Source organism: Rhodococcus sp. 4CII (genome assembly GCF_014256275.1).
GTDB classification, from domain to species: Bacteria; Actinomycetota; Actinomycetes; order Mycobacteriales; family Mycobacteriaceae; genus Rhodococcus_F; species Rhodococcus_F wratislaviensis_A.
In genome coordinates this window covers 2,653,160-2,674,016 of the sequence record NZ_JACCFE010000002.1, presented here as the reverse complement: position 1 = coordinate 2,674,016, position 20,857 = coordinate 2,653,160, and the positions used below count along the sequence as shown (strand labels likewise).

Below are 20,857 nucleotides of genomic sequence, written 5' to 3'. Positions count from 1 at the left end.
TCGATCGGGTTGTTCCAGCGCGCCAAGTCTGCGTGACTCTGAATGACTGGGGCGGTGGGTGCGTCCACGCCACCGCCACCGGCACATACGCCTGTCGGCCCGTCGGTGGTCGGGAGACCTCGCACACGCATGCGACCGCCACCCCGGGTGGGGTGGCGGTCGCGGTCTTCGCTTGTTCCTAGAACAGCGCCGGGGCGACGACCAGGATGAGCCAGCAGAGCGCCGGTGCGACGGCGACGACGATGCCCGCGTTGAGCAGGAGTTGGCGGTAGAAGGCGGGCCGCTCGATGTTCTGGGCGCTGGCGAGAACGAGCGCGCCGTTGGTCGAGAACGGGGATACGTCGACGACGGTCGCCGAAATGGCCAGGGCGGCGACGACACCGACGACGGGGAGCGCGCCGGTCTGCAGGAGCGGCAGGGCGAGGGGAATGATGGCGGTGAGCAGTGCGGTCGACGATGCGAATGCCGACGTGACTCCGATGACGTAGCAGAGGACGAACGCGACCAACAGCGGCGCGCCGACGGTGATCGCCATCTGGGCGAGATGATCGATGGTGCCCATGCCCTCCATCACCGAGATGTAGGTGACCATTCCGGCGACGAGCAGAACGGTGGACCAGCTGATGCCGGCGATGGCCTCGTTCTGCTTCGACAGGTCGGTGAAGGCGAGAATCGCCCCGGCAGCAATGGCGACGAAGCTGATCGGCAGGTGCAGGACCAGCACCAGGACGAGGACAGCCGCGATGAGGACGAGGGTGAGTTTCTGGACGGCGGTCACGGGGGCCGCGTCCGGAACGATGCTCGTCGACCTGCGCTCACGGGTGAGCACCTGCGTCCCGCCGGACGTGCCCGCACCGCCGGCCGGTGCCCAGTCGGGTGCCGTGCCTCCGGTGGGATTCGTTGGTGCACCGACGGTTCCGTCGCTGGTGCCGGTGGCGGTGTACTCCAGATCCCGCACTCGGGCGAGAACCGAGTATCCGACGACGGTCAGCACCGACAGCAGCAGGTTGATGCCGTAGCTGGCGAAGAACAGCGTCCACGGAGGGATCGACAGACCGCTGGACTTGACGATGTCGGTGACGAGGACACCGGAGACCGAGATGGGTGAAAATGCGCCGGCGTGTGCGCCGTTGATCGTCAGGATGCCCATCACGAGCGGGCTCATCCGGGTGCGGGCGGCAAAGGACATCGCGGCGGGCGAGATCAGCGCCACCGCAGCCGGACTGAACGTACCCAACGCGGTCAGTACCGACGCGGAGAAGAAGAACACCCAGGGAACGACGACCGTCCGGCCGCCGACCGCGCGAATGCAGGCATTGACGAGGAGATCGATCGTGCCGTTCCTCTTGGCCATGCCGAAGAAGTAGGTGACGCCGATGATCGTCAGGACGATCGAACTCGGGAACGCCTCCAGTATTTCCTTGTCGTCGTAGCCGAGAGCGAAGGCGCCGACGAGGAATGCGCCGATGAAGCCGAGGATTCCGATGTTGATGGGGAAGATCGTGGCGATCACGAACATCGCGACCAGAGCGATCAGGGGGACTATCTCAATGGAGGTCATGGTCGTTCTTTCGCTTGCAGTGCGGCAGGAGCGCCTGCCGGGTCGACGGCTGTTCCTGTTGAAGGAACTCGCAGGGCTCGCGACTTCCGACCGACACGTTCGCTGTCGGGCGACTGGCTCGGGATTCGCATGTCACATCCTCTCGTCGATCATGGCCTACATCACGTTAGAGACGACCGTTCTTCAGAACAATGTCGAGTTTCTAGCCGGGGGTTTAGTTCAGCTAAAGTCGGACTGCCTTGTGGGTCGGGGTGGTGGCCTGCCTGTCGTCCTGGCCGCCCGCAGCGTCCGGATGCCCTCGACATTTAAGTAGCTCTTAAGGGATGTCGATACTTTCGTAATTGTGCTCCAACCTGGGGTGGCGCAGGCTTGAGCTGTCACCGCTGGAGATTCAGTTCCTCTACCCGATCAGAGCCTTCGGCGGTGCCTCACACTTCGTCACGAACGAAAGGCGGCCGAACGGTGTTCACACTCCGTGGAACCTGGATGCGAGGGGGCACCAGCAAGTGCTGGCTCTTCAACGCGGTTGATGTCGACCCTCTGCTCGAGGAGGCGGGCGGGCTCGACGCCATTCTCACCTCCGCCTTCGGCTCGGGCGATCCCCGTCAGCTCGACGGCGTGGGCGGCGGCAGTTCGACCACGTCCAAAGCCGCGATCGTGCGGCGATCCGGGGAATCCGGCATCGACGTCGAGTACCTGTTCGCACAGGTGGCGATCGGCGACCGACGGGTGGAATGGGGCAGCAACTGTGGAAACTGCGCCACCGCGATCGGGTTGTATGCGCTGCAGTCCGGACTCGTCCCCGTCGACAGCACGACGACCACCGTGCGGATGCGCAACACCAACACCGGCGCAATCCTGACCGCCGAGATCGCCACCCCGGGCGGGATGGTCCCAACCGAAGGCGGCGCGGCCGTCCCGGGGACGAGCGCGCTCGGCGTTCCGGTCTCGCTGACCTTCACCGACCTCACGTCCGGTGCCGCTCTGCTGCCCACCGGTTCGGCGTCCGATTCGATCGCGCTCGGGAGGTCCCGCTACCGGGGCACCATGGTCGTCGCGGGCGCGCCCGCTGCGTTGTTCGATGCCGCGGATCTGGGGCTCACCGGGGCAGAAAGCAATTCGGAGATATCCGAACATCTCGACATTCTCATGGCCCTGCGGCGGGAATCGTCCCTGCGGATGGGACTGAGCAAGCCCGGTGACCCGATCTCCCATGCAATTCCGAAGGTCGGCGTGGTCGGTCCGCCGCGGGACTATCGCACCAGCGCGGGCATCGACGTCGCCGGAGAGGACTACGACATCTCGGTGCGGATGCTCTCGATGCTCGCACCCCATCCCGCGATCGGGCTGACCTCGGCAGTCGCCGTTGCTGCCGCCGCCACCGTGGCCGGGGGAGTGGTGGCCGACAACGCCCACGTGCGATGGCCCGGATCGCTGCGCCTGGGGACGGCCGCGGGGGTTCTCGACATCGACCTCACCACCTCGCCCGACGGGGTGGTGAAGGCAGTCTCGCTGCACCGGGCGGCACGGCGTATCGCTGCCGCCGAACTCTTCGTCGCCTCTCCCGCCGCCGTGCTGGCGGGGTCTGCTCGGTAACCGGTCGACCCGGAGTCCTAGACGTCGGCGAAACCCTCCTCGAGGCGCCGGGCCGCCGCCATACACTGCGTGATGGCTTCCTGAGCGGCCGGGCTCAGCCGCCGCTCGGTCAGGTGCGCCACCAGGATGCGACGCTGCGGAGAGCGGGTGGCGAGCGGGATGGACCGGACATCGGGGCGGGGATTGAGAACGGCCAGTCGCGGTGCGATGGCAACCCCCAGCTCGACTCCCACCATCGCCTGAACCTCACCGTAGTCGTGGGCGAGGAAACTCGTCCGTGGCGTGAATCCGCCTTCCTGGCACAGCCGTTCGAGGGTGTGGGCCACCGGGTGGTCGTCGGCGCGCACCACCCAGGATTCGTCCCGCAGTTCGGTGATCCTGATCGACTTCCGATCGGCGAGCCGGTGTTTTTCCGACACCAACAGCAGCGTCGGATCGTTCATCAGGTGGTGGTAGGTCAGCAGGGGATCGTCGATCCGATTCCACTCGTAATCCCACAGCAGCGACAATTCCGTCTCCCGGCGGCGCAGCGACTCGACCAGTTGCGCGAATCGTCCACTGAGGACGCGTAAGTCGATGCCGGGATGATGGGTCTTGAATTCCTTGACGACCAGCGGCAGCAGCGTCGATCCGGCGGTGGGGAAGGTTCCGATCGCCAGCATTCCCGCCCGCAGGCCGCGGATCTCCGCGAGCTCGGCGTCCGCGGCGTCGAGTTCGACGATGATCCGTTCGGTGTGTTTGACGATCGAGCGGCCGGCATCGGTGAGCATGATCCCCCGCGCGTGCCGTTCCAGCAGCGGCTGCCCGGCTTCCTTCTCGAGCTTGGTGATCTGCTGCGAGACCGCTGAGGTGGTGTAGCCGAGCGCTGCGGCGGCCGCGGTGATGGAGCCGTGTTTGGCGACCTCGCACAGCGTGAACATCCTCGTCGTGTCGAGCATGCCCGCCACCTGCCTTTAGAAGAAGTTAAAGGGAGTCAAGATAGTTGTGATTGTACTTCACTCAAGACGGTGAAAGGTTGGAGACCGCGCCACGCGGAGAACCATTTCGCCCTGCCCCCATCGCTCTCGACAACGCCGAGGACAGCCCATGACTGTGTACCCGCACGACGCCGCCCCCACCGCACCTTCCGCGGGAAACCCCGACGGTGCAGCATCGCCGAGCCCCGGCCCGCTGCACGGGGTCCGCGTCCTCGACATCAGCACCGTCTACGCCGCACCGATCACCGCCATGCTCCTCGGCGATTTCGGGGCCGAGGTGATCAAGGTCGAGCACCCGACGGGTGACCCCGCCCGCTCCCACGGAGCCGACAAGAACGGCCACGGCCTGTGGTGGAAAGTCATTTCACGCAACAAACGGTGCATCACCCTCGATCTCGGCACACCCGAAGGCCAACAGCTCCTGCGGGATCTCCTCGTAGACGCCGACGTGCTCGTCGAGAACTTCCGCCCCGGCGTGCTGGAGAAGTGGGGACTGGGGCCGGACCGGCTGAGTGACATCAACCCGGGGTTGATCACATTGCGTGTCACCGGCTTCGGCCAGGACGGCCCCTATGCCCACCGTCGCGCCTTCGGCACCCTCGCCGAGGCGATGAGCGGATTCGCGCACCAGACCGGCGAGGAAGCCCGCCCGCCGACACTGCCCCCGTTCGGCCTCGCCGACGGCGTAGCCGGCATCACCGGCGCGTTCGGTGTGGTCACCGCCCTGCTTCACCGCAACAGCCCCGAGGGCGACGGGCACGGGCAGGTGATCGACCTCTCGCTCCTCGAACCCCTCGTCGGGATCCTCGGCCCCGGACCCACCGCCTTCGACCAACTCGGCACGATCGCCGGCCGGCATGGCAACCGCTCGCCCAACAATGCTCCCCGCAACACGTTCCTGACCAAGGACGACCGGTGGGTGGCGATCTCGGCCAGTGCCACCTCCGTCGCCGAACGGGTCATGCGTCTGGTGGGACGAGCGGATCTGGTGGACGAACCGTGGTTCGCGTCCGCCGGTGAACGCAGCCGTAACGGCGACCTCCTCGACGAGGCGGTCGGCAAATGGATCGCCGCCCGCCCACTCGACGAGGTGGTCGCCGAGTTCGATCGCGTCGGCGCCGCACTCGCACCCATCTACGACGTCGAGCAGTTGATGAACGACCCGCACGTCATTGCCCGCGACACGATCACCACAGTCGAGGACGAGGATCTCGGCCCCCTGAAGATGCAGAACCTCATGCTCCGCATGCTCGGCACTCCCGGCGCCATCCGATTCCCCGGCCGCCGACTCGGGCAGGACAACACGCAAATCTATGGTGACACACTCGGTTTGGACGCCCCGAGTATCGAGGTCCTGCGCGAGAGAGGTGTTATCTGATGATCCGAAGTTACCTCTTCGCGCCCGGGCACAACGACAAACTGCTCGGCAAGGTCTTCGAAGCCGGCGCGGACGCTGTGATCCTCGATCTCGAGGACGCGGTCCCGCCCGAATACAAGCCCGCCGCCCGCGCACACGTCGCCGCCGCGCTTCCCGCTCACCCCGCATGGGTACGAATCAACGCAGTCGGCACCTCGCTCGCCGACGACGACCTGGCTGCGGTCGCGGCCCACGCCCATGGCATTCGAATCCCGAAGGTCGAATCGGCCGATGACGTGCGCTGGGTGATGGAACGGGCACCCGCGAAGCCTTTGATCTGCGCAATCGAGACCGCGAAGGGTGTTGCCAACGCCCTCGCCATCGCTGCCGTACCCGGAGTTCGACATCTCGCCCTCGGCGGCATCGACCTTCAGAAAGACCTCGGTGTCGACGATGGGGACGCGCCTCTGCAGTATGTGAGATCCCACCTCGTCATCGCGTCCCGGGCTGCCGGGATCGCACCCCCCATCGACAGCGTCTACCCGCACCTGAGGGACACCGACGGACTTGCCAGGCAGGCGGCTGGTGCGCGCTCTCTCGGCTTCGGTGGCAAATCCGCAATTCACCCCACGCAGTTGCCGACCATTCATGCCGCCTTCGGCCCGCGCGAGGACGACCTCGACTGGGCCCGTCGAGTCGTGCGCGCCTTCGAGAGGGCAGGCGGAGCTGCGGTGCAACTTCCCGACGGCGAATTCGTGGATCTACCGGTCGCCGAGCGGGCCCGCAGAATTCTGCAGTCCCGATAGTTCCCAGAATGGCCTCGCGTCGGCGGCAGTGCCGCGCCTCGCGTGGGTGGAGGAATTCAAGAGCGGGATCATCGTGTGGCGCAACCAAGCGCAGCCCCCGCCAACGATGGATATCAGCTGGCAGGGGCGCTACACGGACAGCCTGCACGTCGTGACGAGCGGCGTAATAGTGATCTTGGCGAGCCGGAGCGCGGAAGTCCAGCGAGTGTGATCCATGCCATTGCACTAATTTTCGCTCCCGAATTACCGACCGGTAAGTGCGATTTCGGAATCGATGTATTCGTGCGTGCGAGCACGGTTCGCCGGTGTCGCTCTGCCGCAGCGCGTCCGGCCGGAATTAGAACCGATTGTGTGATGTCTAACACATCGGTTTCTGTGGAGAAACCCGACATTCGGGAACGGGGTGTGGTGTCGGACCTGCGGTGGAGCAATTGCGGGTATGGGTGTAGGTATATCGGCCGCTGTGCGGGTACCGAGTTTGGTCGAAAATATGTGGTGCACCGTCATCGACGTGGCCGATAAACCAAACCCTGTACGTGAAGGAAGATCTGGCATGGCACGAATCAGCAAGAAACTGGGGGCCGACCTACTGCATACGTTGCGTGTCAGTGTTGTTGGCACCGTTGTATGGGCGGGACTGGTGATGGGCGTGATGGTCGTGGCGATGTGGAAATTCCCCATTCCCGGGGTGTAGACCCCGCACGACATGTGGTCCGTCGCCGGTGCCGCGGTTATCGGGATGCAACACCGGGCGTCGCTGCGGCGATATAGCTGACAGGGATCGGTTGTGCCCGTGGGTTCGGGTGACCGTGTGATGCGAAAGGAACGGAAAATGCTCGGGACTGGTATGGGCGCGATGGTTGGGCTACTGGTGGTTGCATTGCTGGTGGTCCCCGTCTCGTTCGGTGTGGCGGCACGGGCGGACGTGAAAGCCCGCCGCCTTTCGGAGTCGCGAGTGTCCGATACGAGTTCTCGACCCTTGGCGGTCGTGGAGGCGGACGGTCGGTGTGATCAGTGGCGGCAGCTCGCGACGCAGGCGTGGCTGATCTGCGGCGGCGCCTCGCTGATCGCGGTAGCGGTCGTGGGTATGCTGATCTGTTTCGGCTGAGGGCCGCACTGCCCGCACGCGCGTCGGGGGCGCCCGGGTTCCGAAGTCTCCGAAAACCATTCGGCCGTAGTCCAATACACGACGTGGGGTCGCCAAGGAATGCGCCGGTTGCGGTAGGCGACCCGAAGCAGCCCGGTCGGAGTGCATGTAGCGCTCCGGCCGGGCCTCGCCGGGACGTATTGGGGCAGTGAGGTTTCGGCTGTCCGGCTCGACTTCGGCACCGTGTGAGTTGTGTGTACCGGTGCCAGGAAATGGTAGATCCGCCGGCCGGCCGCCGAGTGAAGGTGTGATCCACGCCACACAGGTATTTAGCGGCGAGTTGGGTGCGCAAGGAGAAGCTAGCATTCGCTGGTGATTCTCGAACACGCAATTCTGCAGGTGAAACCGGGTGTCGCTACCGAATTCGAATCGGCATTCGGTCAGGCGAAGCACATGATCGCCGGCATGCCCGGTTTCCGGAGCCTGCGCCTGTCGCGTTGTCTCGAACGACCCGATTGCTTCCTGTTGCTCGTCGAGTGGGACACCCTGGAAGACCACACGGACGGGTTCCGCGGATCGGTGGAGTATCAGGAGTGGCGCCGGTTGTTGCACCACTTCTACGACCCGTTTCCGACGGTCGAACACTACGAGCAGGTGGACGGTGTCCGCGCAGTGTGAGAGGACCGCTGCGCGAGCGCGGCCGCTCGTAGCTGTCGACGTCGATCACCATCCAGCCGGCGATCAGGTCCTTGGTCTCCGCGAACGGACCGTCGGTGACCGGCGGGCGTCCCGCACCGTCGGACCGGACGAACGGCGATCGTGGACGTCTCACGCACCCTCGGCGGCGGCTCCGAACCAGGTCGGCAGGTGGCGGAGCAGGTCGTTCCGGTCTTCGCCGATCCACGCGACGTGGCCGTCCGGTCGGAGCAGGACCGCGGGCGCGTCCAGTTCTCCGCTGACGTCCGCGACGTAGTCGATCCGATCCGTCCACCCTGTCACGGACAGTGCGCCGGTCTGGTCCAGTAGGAGCCCGCGGCCGTCACGAGTGAGCTCGTAGAGACGGCCCCGTGACAGGGGGATGTCGCGCAGTCGTCTGCCGAGCAGCTCGGGTCCGTCGCCGAAGTCGTAGCGGATCCCGATCGCGGTGACCTTCTCGGCCAGGAAACGGCGGACGTCGTCGAAGTCCATCAGCTCGGTCAGCAGCCGGCGCACGGCCTGCGGGCCGGGCTCGGGGGAGAGCAGCACGCTCTGCGCGCGGGTGAGGGTCAGCACCTCTTCGGCGACCGGGTGTCGCTCGACGAAATAGCTGTCCAGCAGACCGTCCGGTGCCCACCCGTCGACCTCGGCGGCGAGCTTCCAGCCGAGGTTGAAGGCGTCCTGGATGCCGAGGTTCAGACCCTGCCCTCCCAGCGGCGGGTGAACGTGCGCCGCGTCGCCGGCGATGAGAACCCGGCCAACCCGATATCGTTCGGCAAGCCGGGTGGCGTCGCTGAAACGGGACAGCGAGCGCGGTGAGTGCACACCGAAGTCGGTGCCCGCGTATGCCCGCAACTGCGTCCGGAACTCCTCCAGGGTCGGCGGGACCGAGCGATCCTCGGCCACGGTCGCCGCGGGCACCACGGCGCGGTGCAGGCCGTCGCCCGCGGGACCGATGCCGAACCCCTTGTGGGTTTTGCGAACCTCCTCCGCCACCGCGGCCAGCACGTCCGGCGGCGCGGTCACCTCCATCTCACCGAGGATCCACTCGGTCGTGGCCGGCTCGCCGGGGAATCCGATGCCGAGCAGTCTGCGCACCTGGCTGCGTCCCCCGTCGCAGCCGACCATCCATCGCGAGCGCAGAAGTGTGCCGTCGGCGAGCTCGACCCTCACCCCGTCCTCGTCCTGCTCGACACCCGTCACCTCGCAGCCCCGGCGGACCTGTGTGCCGAGTTCGCCTGCGCGCTCGGCCAGCAGACGGTCGGTGACCGGCTGGGGGATTCCGAGGATGTAGCCGTGGGCGGTGTCCAGGTTCGCCGGCGGGGGCTTGCCGATCCCGGCGAAGCGCCCGGCGCCGCCGGGATACTGCTTCCCGTGGGCGAGGAACCGGTCCAGCAGACCCCGCTGGTCCATGATCTCGATGCTGCGCGGGTGCAGGCCGAGCGAACGGACCAGCCGGGTCGGCTCCGTGTCCTTCTCCAGCACGAGCACGTCCACGCCATGCAGCCGCAACTCGGCGGCCAGCATCATCCCCGTCGGCCCGCCGCCGCTGATGATCACGTCGAACATGTGAAACCCCAATCCGAAACCCACCTTCCGGCCTGCGACTCCAAATCGCGGACGCGACCGGAGCAGTCCCCATTTCCGCAGGTTTTTGGCCGCGGCCCGACCATTCTGGTCGTGGGTAGGGGCCTTGCGGCAAGCCCCCCGTCGAGCGATATCCTGAAAGTGGCAGGGAGAGTCATTCTCCCGGCCACGATCGAACCTAACTGGACCCGATCAGTCCGGCGAGGGGGTTGGTCGTCGGGGCCGGGTCTGATTGTCGGTCTGTGGAGACCAGGGGACGAGGTCCTGCCAATCCGGGTGCTGGTCGTCCGGCCAGTTCTGGTCTTGGTTGCCGCGGTAGTTGTCGTCATGGTGGTCTTGTCCTTCGTGCCAACCTCGGTCTACCTGTACCTGCACCTCGGTCTACCTGTACCTGCGCTGTCGTGGCGGCGAATGCCGGCGCCGTGACCGCGGCCATGGGAATCGCCGCGAGCACCCCCGACGACCGCAATCCGTGAGAGACGTCGCCGTGTTCCTGTGCTCGTGAAATGGGTGATCATCATCGATCCTTTCACTGAGCAGTGCACGCCCGGATCCTGGCGGTCGGCTGACATGACCCCGGCAATCTCCTGGCAGCATTCGCTGTTGTCAAAACCGCAGTGCTGCAATGTTGTTCGCGGGTGGAGCGAGTGCGAGTCCCTACGTCGGGCGGGAGGCGGTGACCAGGGTGATCGAGGGCAGCATCGAGGCGCCCACGGTTCCGGGTTCGGTGGGGATGTCGGCACCGATGACCGTGAGGTAGTCGGTCAGGACGGTGCGGTGGGCGTACCAGCCGTGTTCACCGAACCAGTGCGTCGCCTCGCTGCGCGGCTCGTTGTAGATCAGGCCCGCCCACTGAGCGCCCGCGTGGTCGTCGCCGTCGTCCGGTGCGGTCATGGCGGTATACGAGTCGGTGTCGAGCATCTCCATCTGTTCGATACCGGCGAAACTGCCTGGTGTCGAGAGGGTGTCGACGGCGGCGAACAGCTGGTCCTGTGCGGCCGGAGGCAGGTACAGCAGGAGCCCTTCGGCCAGCCAGGCGGACGGGACGGCGGGGTCGAAGCCGCTCTCGCGGAGCGCTCGCGCCCAGTCCTCGCGCAGATCTGTCGCAACCTCGCGGCGTTCAGCGATCGGCCGGGCACCGTGGTCGGCCAGGGCGCGGCGCTTGAAATCGAGTACCTGGGGCCGATCGAGTTCGTACACGACGGTGCCGTCCCGCCACGACAACCGGTACGCCCGCGAGTCGAGGCCCGCCGCCAGGATCACCACCTGTCGCACGCCGGCGTCGATCGCGGCATCGAAATAGGCGTCGAAATACTTCGTCCGGGCCGCCTGAAATACCTGAAACGATTCGCCGAAATCGGGTGACCGCAGGGGGTGATCCCGCGTCTGTTCCTCATCGGCATCGAACAGTGCGGCCCATTCGTCGCCGGCGGCGCGGCAGAACACCTCGGCGAACTGATCGACGACAATAGGGTTCGGTCGGCGTGCCGCCAGCCCGCGGGCCGCCGCGACCATCAGCGCCGTCGAGCCGACGCCGGTCCTGATATCCCAGCTGTCGCCTTCGGCGCGCATGCTCCCAGCGCCGTCGGGTGAAGTCATCGGCCGCTCCAATCACCGGGGAGGCATTTCAGACTATCGCGATGTGACTGCCGCTCGGGGTCCACCATCGCCGACGCGGATGGCTCGGGGCGCGTCCTGGTCGGTCAGGTGTTGATGCCGGCGAGGGCTTCGAGAAGGGCGGCGGCCGCATCCTCGGCGGCGGACAGGTCTCTGGCCGGCGAGTGGTGGAGAACGTGCAGTGTCGCATTCGACGACCTCGTCGGTGCTTCTCGTCGAGAGTGTGACGCATCCACCCGGCGGTGCCAATGGCGCCGTCGGGCAGGTGTGCGGTGAGTGATCGGTTATGCGGCAGCGAGATTCGTGGATGGCGCGGTGTGCCTGTGCCAGGCCGGGTCGTACACGTAGGCCAACCGGCCGAGCGTGAGCGCGCCGAGCATCAGTCCGAAATCACGCAGTGCGACGTCGTAGAAGCCCGGGTAGGTCAGCAGGTTGATCACGATTCCCGCGAGCCAGGCGGCGACGATGTAGGCGGCATAACGCGGTTTGACCGCGACGGCGATGCCGGCGACGATCTCGATCACCCCGACGACCAGCATGGTCTGGTGCGCGCTGAGCGGGCTGAGATCGGCGATCCAGGGCGCCAGGTAGTCCTCCCAGGTGGTGAGCACATTGGTGAACTTGTCGATGCCCATGACGATCGGGAGCACGCTGAATCCGATACGCAGTAACAGGAATGCGCTGTATGCGGGGTCGCTGCGAGCGCGTTGCAGAGTCTGCCCGGGTGAGTGTGCGGTTGTCTCCGAGTGAGGTGTGGGAGTGGTCATCACGAAACCCCTTTGTAAAAATAATGGGAACTATTTTTAGAATCTGCCCATCACCCCGTATTTGTCAATACTTTTTGGTGTTACAGTCGAGATATGTCCACGCCCCGGTCTGTCCCGCCGGCGGTTCTCGCGGCGCTGAGCAACCTCGACGATCCGCTGCGACGCAGGCTCTACGAATACGTCTCCGAGAGCGAGGCACCGGTCTCGCGGGAGCAGGCGGCCGCCGCCGTCGACGTCGGCCGAACCCTCGCGGCGTATCACCTCGACAAGCTGGCCGATGCCGAACTGCTGACGGTCAGCTATCAGCGGCCGGCAGGCCGCGGCGGGCCCGGTGCGGGACGTCCGGCGAAGTTGTACACGCGGGCCGCCACGGAATTAAGCGTCAGCGTGCCGCCCCGCGACTACGAACTGCTCGCCCGGTTACTTGTCTCCTCGGTCGAACAGGACGCGAGCGGCGCCGTGCGGGCGGCGGTGAACGAGGCCGCTGTCGATGCCGGCAAACGGGCCGCCGCTGCCACCGGGGGAGACCTGCTGGAGGCGCTTCGCGGCTGCGGCTACCTGCCTCAGGTCGACGCCGACGGTCGTGTCGACCTCCGCAACTGCCCCTTTCATCGCGTTGCCCGCGACCACCTGGACGTGGTGTGCGGGTTGAACTTACGACTCGTCGAGGGTGTGATCGCCGGAAGTACGCAGCGAGACGCGCGCGCCGAACTGGCCCCGGGGCCGGGCCGGTGCTGCGTGGTGGTCCACTACGTAGCGTCCGGTCAGGAGGTCAGTGCGAAGCCGTAGCGACGGCGGCGCGGTCGAATTCGTGGGACACGTTCGACCACAGGCTGACCCGGCGGCCGCGGGTTTCGAAGAACGTGATCTCCCGCTTGATACCGGAGCTCTGATCCCAGCCCGGCAGGTCGAGGATGATCAGCTCGTCGAGCATGTCCATGAACACTTCGTCGACGGGGGCCCACAGGGCGCCGATCTCGCCCTTGTCCTTGCCGTCGAAGGTGAGGTTGATCGGGTGGGACATCGAGACCTGGCTGAAGACGGTGTGACCGGCTTCGATGATGGTCGCGGCTACCTTGTTCGACTCGATGAACCGGTCGTGGGTGATCGACGGGTCGGTGTGGCTGTAGGGGCAGGCCAGGAAGATCTTACGCATGGTGTTCCTTCAGGTGGTGGGTACGAACGGGGATCAGCCGAGCGAGACGGTGACGGGTCCGCCCTGGCTGTCGGCCTTGTCGAGCACGCTGGACGGCACCCGGAACACGCGTCCGGGCGAGGCAGGCCACGGGAGCGTTTTGCGGGCGATGATCAGGCGGTCCTGGCGCACCACGATCTTCGGGATCCGCACCAGGGTGTCGGTCCACAGCAGCAGCCGGTTGCGGGCGGGGGCGGTGTCGCCGGGGCGGAGCACTCCGGGGGAGATCCATCGCAGCGGTGCGCCGACCGGGACGTCGCCGCCGAACGCGGAGGTGGTCCCGACGATCGTGTCGTTGGCAACGATGTCGGGCAGTCGTTCGCCCTCGAGCCCGAACAGGGACAGCAGTTCTCCGTTCCACCGGCGGTCGTCGAGGTCGACCGCGAGGGATCGGCTGGCCGTGGTGACGTCGGTGACAAAGGCGCCGGTGAGCTGATGCAGCAGCCAGGTGTCCGAGGTGGTGACCACGCCCGCTGTCTCGACGTTGCGGCGCAGCCACGCCATCTTCGGGGCCGAGAAGTACGATTCGAGCAACAGACCGGTGCGGGCCGCGATCATGTCCTTGTGGGCGTCGAGGTCCCGGCACAACCCTTCGGCGCGCCGGTCCTGCCAGACGAGGGCCTGGGTCCGAGCCTTGCCGGACTGCGACCCCGGGACCGGTATCCACCCCACCGTCGTCTCCGGGACGCCACCGCCTGGTCCATCCTTCTGGCCTGATCGATCGCGAGATCACCGGATTCAATACGCACATGCGCTGAACCTGGACACGCGGGACGATCGCAGCCGACGACCGGCACGATCAGCCGTCGGTGTCGCGTCCGCTCGTGTCCTCGTCCGCCACGATTCCACGGAGGAGTGCGTCGACCAATCGCGTCGGTAGGCCCGGGTCGAGCGGTTCGCGGCTGAGTACGACCTTGAAATGCAGCGGTGCGACAAGCATTTCCACCGCAAGGCGGGGATCGGTGGTGCCCGGTAATTCTCCGCGGTCGATTCCGCGCGTGATGATCTCGCCGGAGCGTGTGTGCCGAGTGTCCCAGTACTGCTTGCGGGCCTGACTGGCCGCCGGGTCGTCGCCGGCGGCGGCCAGTGCTCGGTCGAAGGCGTTGCCCTGGGGGGTGCTGAGGTACGCCGCCAGCGACGTGAGGTAGGCGATCAGGTCGTCGCGCAGTGATCCGGTGTCGGGAATGGGGAGCAGTTCCTCGGCTTCTTCGAGCAGGGCGTCGATCATCAGGTTTTCGCGAGTGCCCCAGCGGCGGTAGATCGAGGTCTCGTGCACTCCGGCCCGGGTCGAGACCTCGGCCACGGTCAACCCGTCCATTCCGTGCAGGTGCAGCAGGTCGAGGGTGGCGTCGAGCACGGCGCGGCGAACTCGCGCGGATCTGCCGCCGGGGCGTGGCCGGCTCCCGGGTTCGGTCATGCCCCACTTTAACGCAAGTCTCTTGCGTTTGTGGTGTGACCCAGCGCATACTGCTAATGCAAGTAACTTGCGTTTAGAGGAGGCAGTCATGTGTTCACAACAATCGGTCGCCGTCGACGACGGGGTCACCGCACGCAGCGAGACGGCGGACGGCATGCGCATCGAATGGGATGTGCCCGTGCCGATGCCGGATGGCACCGTGCTGCGGGCAGATGTCTTCCGCCCGGACGACGATGGTGAGTATCCGGTGCTGATGACCCTCGGTCCCTACGGCAAGGGTCTGGCCTTCCAGGAGGGGTTCGCGGGGATGTGGCAGCGTCTGGCCGCCGTGTATCCCGATGCGGTGGCCGGATCGACCAACGCCTATCAGGTGTGGGAGACCGTCGATCCGGAGAAGTGGGTGCCGGACGGTTACGTCTGCATTCGAGTCGACTCCCGTGGTACCGGGCGTTCGGCCGGACTGCTGGACATGCTCAGCGAGCAGGAGGCCCGCGACTACTACGAGGCCATCGAGTGGGCGGCGACCCAGGTCTGGTCGAACGGTCGAGTGGGCCTGCTCGGGATTTCCTACTACGCCGCCAACCAATGGCTGGTCGCGGCACTGCGGCCGCCGCACCTGACGGCGATCTGCCCATGGGAGGGGTTCACGGATTTCTACCGGGACTTCAACCGGCACGGCGGCATCCTGTCCCGCTTCGGTCAGGCCTGGCAGGACCGTCAGATCTTCACCGTCCAACACGGTGTGGGCGAGCGCGGCCGGCGCAACCCGAACAACGGCGAACTCGTCGCCGGACCTCCGACCCTGGACGAGGACGCTCTCGCCACGAACCGCGTGGAGACGGTCGCGGAGGCCAAACGCCGGGTCCTGCTCGACGAGTTCAGCCGAGCGCGCACGCCGGATCTGACGCGCATCGAGGTCCCGGTGCTGTCGGCGGGGAACTGGGCACACCACCTGCACACCCGTGGCAATTTCGACGGCTACACCCAGGTGTCGTCACCGCAGAAATGGCTGGAAGTGCATGGTCACGAGCACTACGCCGAGTTCTACACCGACTACGGCGTGGGTCTGCAGAAGCAGTTCTTCGGCCACTTCCTCAAGGATGAGGCGACCGGCTGGGACCGGCAGCCCCCGGTGCGCCTGAACGTGCGCCACGTCGACGGATCCTTCGAGGGTCGCGACGAACAGGAGTGGCCGCTGGCCCGCACCCGGTGGACGCGGTTCCACCTCGACGCCGCGTCCGCCGCGTTGAGCACCACCGAACCGAGCGCCGAGCATGCGGTCGACTTCCCGGCGCTGGGGCCCGGCGTCGATTTCTGGACCGAACCGCTGTCCGAGCCCCTGGAGATCACCGGGCCGGCCTCCGCTCGGGTCCGTCTCGCGTCCACGACTACCGACGCAGATCTCTTCGTCACACTGCGCGTGCAGGACCTCGACGGAAAGGAGGTCACGCTCGTGTCCGCGATCGACGAACACGGTGTGCTCGCCGTGGGGTGGCTGCGTGCCTCCCACCGGGAACTGGACGAGGACCGCAGCCTGCCCCACCGGCCCTGGCACCCGCACACCCGCATCCTGCCGCTCACCCCCGGGCAGGCGGTCGAGCTCGATGTCGAGATCTGGCCCACCTCGATCGTCGTCCCGCCCGGCTACCGGCTCGGCGTCACGCTGTCGGGCTGTGACTTCCAGGTGCCCGGCGACGGGCCGTGGCCGGAGGCGTACGGCATCGAGCAACGCGGCAACGGTGTGTTCGTCCACGACGACCCGGACGATCGACCGGCCGGAACCTTCGACGGGCTGACCACCCTGCACACCGGTCCGGACTCGGGCACCTCGCTGCTGCTGCCCGTGATCCCGGCGAAGTGAGCCGACCGAATCCATCCCCGAACAGTTGAGGACATCCACATCATGCGACGAATAGTCGACCTGTCCGTGTCATTGCAGGCAGGAATTCCTTCCGATCCACCCGGTCACCTGCCCGAGATCGACTACCTGGACCACGAGCACACCCGAGGCGATCTGCTGCAGTTCTTTCCCGGAGCCGTTGTCGACGACCTGCCCGAGGGTGAAGGGTGGGCCATCGAGCGCGTGCGCCTGTCCACCCACAACGGCACTCACCTCGACGCCCCTTATCACTACGCGTCCACCATGAACGGCGGGCAGCGGGCCGCCACCATCGACGAGGTCCCACTCGACTGGTGCTTCGGACGCGGCGTCAAACTCGATTTCCGCCACTTCGACGACGGCTACGTCGTCACCGCCGACGACATCGACCGCGAACTGGACCGGATCGGATTCACCCTCGCGCCGTTGGACATCGTCGTCGTCAACACCCGTGCGGGAGACCGCTACGGCCACGACGACTACGTGAACAGCGGCTGCGGCATGGGACGAGAGGCGACACTGCACCTCTTGCGTCAAGGTGTGCGGGTGACCGGCACCGATGCCTGGAGTTGGGATGCGCCGTTCGTCTACACCGCCGAGCGATACGCCGAGAACCATGACGCCGGCATCATCTGGGAAGGCCACCGCGCCGGACGGGAGATCGGCTACTGCCACATCGAGAAACTCGGCAATCTCGACTCGATCCCATCCTCGGGATTCCAGGTGGCGTGCTTCCCCGTGAAGATCCATCAAGCGTCTGCCGGGTGGACCCGCGCGGTCGCGATCTTCGACGAGGAGCAGCAATGAGAATCGGTTCACTGTTCGTGGACGGCGTCCAGCGCTACGGTGTCGTCGTCGACGACCACCTCGACCTACTGACGGAGTCTGCCGACGTCTTCGCCGTGCTCGCGGCCGGCCACCCGAGTGGAGCGCTGACCGGTCGCCGCCTGCCGTGGGACCCAGCCGCGGAACTGGCAGTGCCGGTCCCGGTCGCCAGCCTCCGGGACTTCATCACCTTCGAGCAACACACCCTCGGCTCGCTGCGTTCGGTCACCGGCGCCGGTGAGATACCGGAGGACTGGTATGCCGCACCCGCCTTCTACTTCACCAACCCTCACGCCGCGATCGGCTCAGGCGCGACGGTTCCGATGCCGCCGGGTTGCGAAATGTTCGACTTCGAACTGGAAGTCGCGGTCGTGATCGGCCGCGCCGGCTACAACCTGGCCGTCGAGGAGGCGTTCGATCATGTCGCCGGGTTCACCATTCTCAACGACTGGTCTGCTCGCGACGTGCAGGGTCGCGAGATGCGGGTAGGCCTCGGACCCGCGAAGGGCAAGGACACCGCCACCACCCTCGGGCCGGTGATGGTCACCGTGGACGAACTCGCCGGCTACGAGGTCGATGGCCGTTTCGATCTCGGCATGGAAGTCTTCGTCAACGACACCCGCATCGGCGGCGACACCCTGGCGAACATGGCCTGGACCTTCGCCGAATTGATCTCCTACGCCAGCCGCGGCACATGGGTGCGGCCCGGCGACGTGCTCGGCTCCGGAACCTGCGGCGGCGGCTGTCTCGCCGAACTGTGGGGATGGCGCGGCGAGCGACAACCGCCACCCCTCCGGATCGGTGACACCGTCACCATGGCCGTGGACGGAATCGGCACCATTCACAACACCGTCGTCGCCGGGCCGCCCCTGCACCCCATCCCCGCGGCGACCCGAGGGGCGACCCTCCGTTCCGGGTAGCGCGACAGAGGGCACCGTATCGGGGATCGAGACCGGTTCGAACTTTTCCGCGAACAGTCCTTTGTCGAATTGCTCAGTCATATCCGATTTTTGGCCGCTTGATTTCACTCGGTTCCGGGTAGTCCTGTTCGGGTACGGCGATGGTCGGGAGCCGGAGCGAAGGAGTGCGAGTGATGACAACAGCCGGAGGGGGTCCGAGTTCGAGCAGTCTCGCCGATGTCATCGACACGATCCTCGACAAGGGTCTGGTGATCGACGCCTACGTGCGGGTGTCGCTGGTCGGAATCGAACTGCTGACCGTCGACGCCCGCATCGTGGTCGCGAGTGTCGACACCTATCTGCGCTTCGCCGAGGCCGCCAATCGCCTCGCGATCGGAAGCGAACCCAAGGGTCTGACAGACCTGGTGTCCGACGTGAAGGGCAGCGGAAGCACGAAATCGAAGACGAAGGGCGCACTCGAAGCGGTGGGCGAGACCCTCGGTGAGCTGCTCGGTGGGTCGGACGACGAGCGCGAGCCTGCACGGCGCTCCGCTCGGAGGCGGAAGTGACGACGGGCGATTCCATATTCACTTGTCACCGCAGGTCATAATGCGAGAATGGCGTCTCATTTCATATCGAGATGGTCGGTTGTTCAATTTCACCATGTGAGAATTATGTGAATTTGCGAAACGCGCCACCACGGTCGCTGCGATGTACGGGATAAGCGGGCGGAAACAATCCCGTGGTTGCCCGACAACAGAAGGAGTGGAATTCTCATGGGTTCTGCAGGAATCGACTTCAATGTAGCGCTCGACGCGTTCCTGAAGTGGCTGAGTGTCACGTTCAACCTCGGCGGTGGCATCGGCTGATCGCGCCCGGACCTGGGGTAGATGGTGGCTCGGCTCACCAGGTGGGAGCCGAGCCACCGCTGTGATCGGCGCACGAACGGCACCGCATCAACACCGTCGGAAAATGCCGATGGCAATTCTCCGATGGAGAATTCGGGTTCTGCATTTCGCACGGAACGCCCTCTGTATCGATTTGTGGAGTCGGACGGAATCGACCGGCGTGACGACTCTCGAATGAAAAGAAAAGTATTGGCATGCGCTTGGATACCGAAGATCGAGAACCCACCCCTGGTGGCAGCTTCGAACGCCGGTTGCGGATCGAACTCGAACAAATCGCGCGGGACATGCGGGCCGAACACGGCAGCCTCCAAGGATGCCTGGAGGTGATCGCCAAGTCCGCTCGAGACGTCGTTCCCGGCACCGAGGACGCCGGGATCACCCTGATCGCCCGTGGCAGGGCCCTCGAACCCCGGGCGGCGACGTCGGATGTGCAGAGGAAGATCGACGAGTTGCAACACCGGCTCGGGGAGGGCCCGTGTGTGCAGGCGATCTGGGAGCACGAGACCGTGCTCGTCACCGACATGCGGACGGAGCAGCGATGGCCGGGCTTCGCGCCGGAAGCGTCGCGGATCGGCGTGCAGTCGATGCTGGCGTTCCAGCTCTACACCACCGAAGACAGGCTGGGTGCGTTGAACCTGCACTCGAGCCGCCCGAACGCATTCGGTGACACCTCGCTCAGCATCGGCAGCACCCTGTCGACGCATGCCGCGATCGCGCTCATCGCGTCCGAACGCGAGGAACAGTTTCGCAACGCCCTCGCCTCTCGCGACATCATCGGACAGGCCAAAGGCATGCTGATGCAGCGGTATTCGATCGATGCCGCGCAGGCGTTCGCGATTCTCACGGAACATTCCCAGCACGTCAACGAACCGCTCAGCGAGGTCGCCCGGACGTTGGTCGAGCGCGGGCTCCCGGATTGACATGGGCGCGGACCTGCGGGGCCGTTGATGCCGACCGTCTCGCGGCGCACAATGGCATCGGTGAAAGCAGTCACGGCGTATCGCTTTCGGAATTGGGTGCGAGCGGCGTGGACGTACGTTCGGCGGGCGCCCGGCACGTTCGTGTGGCTCGCGGTGCTCCTGGCGACAACTGTGGTGTCGCGGTATCTCTCGGCGGAGCAACTTCAGGTCGTGCTCGGTGACCGGTCGACGAACCTGCACCATCTCGCGGAGGACCCGGTCAGGGTGCTGATCGCGAGTGCCTTCTGGCTCGCCGGCGGCGGTTGGGTCACCTACTTTTTTCTCTTCAATGTTTTCCACGTCCCGGCCGAGCGATGGCTGGGCACTCTGCGATGGGTGACCGTCGTGGCGATCGCGCACGTCGGCGCCACCTACCTCAGCGAGGGCGCCCTGTACTGGGCGATCCGCCACGGTCACGCGCCGGTCTCCGCGGTCGACACCCTCGACGTCGGGGTCAGTTACGGCCTGGCCGGAGTCGTCGCGGTACTCACCTACCGAATCGCACCGCCGTGGCGCTATCCGTATCTTGCCGCAGTTTTGGTGTTCTACCTGGTTCCGTTGTTCGTGCACCTGAACTTCACCGCGGTCGGACACTTCACTGCCGTACTGCTCGGCCTGTGCTGCTACCCGATTACCCGTTCCCGGAAGGGGGTGTGGTCGCCGGTCGCCGCCGTCCGTCGTATGCGCCGAACCACAGCGACAGCCTGAAACGAGGCGCTCCGCG

Annotated in this window: 20 protein-coding genes and 2 pseudogenes; 13 read left to right on the top strand and 9 right to left on the bottom strand. The window is 66.0% G+C overall.

Features of this window, described 5'->3' with window-relative positions; translation table 11 throughout:
- Positions 1-178: 178 nt before the first annotated feature.
- Positions 179-1,561 (bottom strand): SLC13 family permease, encoded by a 1,383-nt coding sequence (locus H0B43_RS12945; protein ID WP_185727523.1) that lies wholly within the window; start codon positions 1,559-1,561, stop codon positions 179-181.
- A gap of 486 nt (positions 1,562-2,047) precedes the next feature.
- Here H0B43_RS12945 and H0B43_RS12940 point away from each other — a divergent pair, with 486 nt between their 5' ends.
- On the top strand, positions 2,048-3,157 hold the full coding sequence (locus H0B43_RS12940; protein WP_185727524.1) for a PrpF domain-containing protein: 1,110 nt from the start codon (positions 2,048-2,050) through the stop codon (positions 3,155-3,157).
- 17 nt (positions 3,158-3,174) lie between these two features.
- On the opposite strand, the gene H0B43_RS12935 is transcribed toward H0B43_RS12940, so the two are convergent.
- On the bottom strand, positions 3,175-4,095 hold the full coding sequence (locus tag H0B43_RS12935; protein WP_185727525.1) for a LysR family transcriptional regulator: 921 nt from the start codon (positions 4,093-4,095) through the stop codon (positions 3,175-3,177).
- Between the two features lie 148 nt (positions 4,096-4,243).
- Between H0B43_RS12935 and H0B43_RS12930 the strand changes: the two genes are divergently transcribed.
- The 5 genes from H0B43_RS12930 to H0B43_RS12910 all read left to right on the top strand — a co-directional run bounded on the left by H0B43_RS12930 (position 4,244) and on the right by H0B43_RS12910 (position 8,062).
- Complete coding sequence (locus tag H0B43_RS12930; protein WP_185727526.1) at positions 4,244-5,512, top strand: CaiB/BaiF CoA-transferase family protein; 1,269 nt, start codon at positions 4,244-4,246, stop codon at positions 5,510-5,512.
- On the top strand, positions 5,512-6,297 hold the full coding sequence (locus H0B43_RS12925; protein ID WP_185727527.1) for a CoA ester lyase: 786 nt from the start codon (positions 5,512-5,514) through the stop codon (positions 6,295-6,297). The genes H0B43_RS12930 and H0B43_RS12925 overlap by 1 nt, the downstream gene beginning before the upstream one ends.
- 553 nt (positions 6,298-6,850) lie before the next feature.
- Positions 6,851-6,991 carry a hypothetical protein gene (locus H0B43_RS12920; protein ID WP_185727528.1) on the top strand — a complete coding sequence of 47 codons (141 nt, stop codon included), beginning with the start codon at positions 6,851-6,853 and terminating at the stop codon, positions 6,989-6,991.
- A gap of 138 nt (positions 6,992-7,129) precedes the next feature.
- Positions 7,130-7,405 carry a hypothetical protein gene (locus H0B43_RS12915; RefSeq protein ID WP_185727529.1) on the top strand — a complete coding sequence of 92 codons (276 nt, stop codon included), beginning with the start codon at positions 7,130-7,132 and terminating at the stop codon, positions 7,403-7,405.
- Positions 7,406-7,756: 351 nt separating this feature from the next.
- A complete protein-coding gene (locus H0B43_RS12910) occupies positions 7,757-8,062 on the top strand; it encodes an antibiotic biosynthesis monooxygenase (protein WP_185727530.1) in 306 nt (101 codons plus the stop codon).
- Here H0B43_RS12910 and H0B43_RS12905 read toward each other — a convergent pair.
- The 4 genes and pseudogenes from H0B43_RS12905 to H0B43_RS12890 form a co-directional block, all read right to left on the bottom strand.
- Positions 8,058-8,207: pseudogene (locus H0B43_RS12905) on the bottom strand (YciI family protein); the annotation flags it as partial. The gene H0B43_RS12910 and the pseudogene H0B43_RS12905 sit on opposite strands and share 5 nt — an antisense overlap.
- 5 nt (positions 8,208-8,212) lie before the next feature.
- Positions 8,213-9,649, bottom strand: coding sequence for a rifampin monooxygenase (rox, locus tag H0B43_RS12900; RefSeq protein ID WP_185727531.1), 1,437 nt, complete (start codon positions 9,647-9,649; stop codon positions 8,213-8,215).
- Positions 9,650-10,324: 675 nt separating this feature from the next.
- A complete protein-coding gene (locus H0B43_RS12895; RefSeq protein WP_185729988.1) occupies positions 10,325-11,239 on the bottom strand; it encodes an SAM-dependent methyltransferase in 915 nt (304 codons plus the stop codon).
- 329 nt (positions 11,240-11,568) lie between these two features.
- Positions 11,569-12,051 (bottom strand): DoxX family membrane protein, encoded by a 483-nt coding sequence (locus H0B43_RS12890; protein WP_185727532.1) that lies wholly within the window; start codon positions 12,049-12,051, stop codon positions 11,569-11,571.
- Between the two features lie 93 nt (positions 12,052-12,144).
- Between H0B43_RS12890 and H0B43_RS12885 the strand changes: the two genes are divergently transcribed.
- Positions 12,145-12,840 carry a metalloregulator ArsR/SmtB family transcription factor gene (locus tag H0B43_RS12885; RefSeq protein WP_185727533.1) on the top strand — a complete coding sequence of 232 codons (696 nt, stop codon included), beginning with the start codon at positions 12,145-12,147 and terminating at the stop codon, positions 12,838-12,840.
- Here the strand turns inward: H0B43_RS12885 and H0B43_RS12880 are convergent.
- The 3 genes and pseudogenes from H0B43_RS12880 to H0B43_RS12870 form a co-directional block, all read right to left on the bottom strand.
- On the bottom strand, positions 12,824-13,207 hold the full coding sequence (locus tag H0B43_RS12880) for a DUF1937 family protein (protein WP_185727534.1): 384 nt from the start codon (positions 13,205-13,207) through the stop codon (positions 12,824-12,826). The genes H0B43_RS12885 and H0B43_RS12880 overlap by 17 nt on opposite strands.
- A gap of 33 nt (positions 13,208-13,240) precedes the next feature.
- Positions 13,241-13,927: pseudogene (locus H0B43_RS41460) on the bottom strand (FGGY family carbohydrate kinase); the annotation flags it as partial.
- A 118-nt stretch (positions 13,928-14,045) separates the two neighbouring features.
- Entirely contained in the window at positions 14,046-14,663 is a 618-nt protein-coding gene (locus tag H0B43_RS12870; protein ID WP_185727536.1) for a TetR/AcrR family transcriptional regulator, read from the bottom strand.
- Positions 14,664-14,751: 88 nt separating this feature from the next.
- On the opposite strand from H0B43_RS12870, the gene H0B43_RS12865 reads away from it, so the two are divergent.
- The 6 genes from H0B43_RS12865 to H0B43_RS12840 all read left to right on the top strand — a co-directional run bounded on the left by H0B43_RS12865 (position 14,752) and on the right by H0B43_RS12840 (position 20,841).
- Complete coding sequence (locus H0B43_RS12865) at positions 14,752-16,524, top strand: CocE/NonD family hydrolase (protein WP_252189807.1); 1,773 nt, start codon at positions 14,752-14,754, stop codon at positions 16,522-16,524.
- 42 nt (positions 16,525-16,566) lie between these two features.
- Positions 16,567-17,349 carry a cyclase family protein gene (locus tag H0B43_RS12860; protein ID WP_185727537.1) on the top strand — a complete coding sequence of 261 codons (783 nt, stop codon included), beginning with the start codon at positions 16,567-16,569 and terminating at the stop codon, positions 17,347-17,349.
- Positions 17,346-18,287 carry a fumarylacetoacetate hydrolase family protein gene (locus tag H0B43_RS12855; protein WP_185727538.1) on the top strand — a complete coding sequence of 314 codons (942 nt, stop codon included), beginning with the start codon at positions 17,346-17,348 and terminating at the stop codon, positions 18,285-18,287. The genes H0B43_RS12860 and H0B43_RS12855 overlap by 4 nt, the downstream gene beginning before the upstream one ends.
- Before the next feature lie 173 nt (positions 18,288-18,460).
- Positions 18,461-18,835 carry a gas vesicle protein GvpJ gene (gene gvpJ, locus H0B43_RS12850; RefSeq protein WP_185727539.1) on the top strand — a complete coding sequence of 125 codons (375 nt, stop codon included), beginning with the start codon at positions 18,461-18,463 and terminating at the stop codon, positions 18,833-18,835.
- A gap of 533 nt (positions 18,836-19,368) precedes the next feature.
- Entirely contained in the window at positions 19,369-20,094 is a 726-nt protein-coding gene (locus H0B43_RS12845) for a GAF and ANTAR domain-containing protein (protein ID WP_252189808.1), read from the top strand.
- Positions 20,095-20,154: 60 nt separating this feature from the next.
- Positions 20,155-20,841, top strand: coding sequence for a rhomboid-like protein (locus tag H0B43_RS12840; RefSeq protein ID WP_312033789.1), 687 nt, complete (start codon positions 20,155-20,157; stop codon positions 20,839-20,841).
- Positions 20,842-20,857 lie beyond the last annotated feature (16 nt).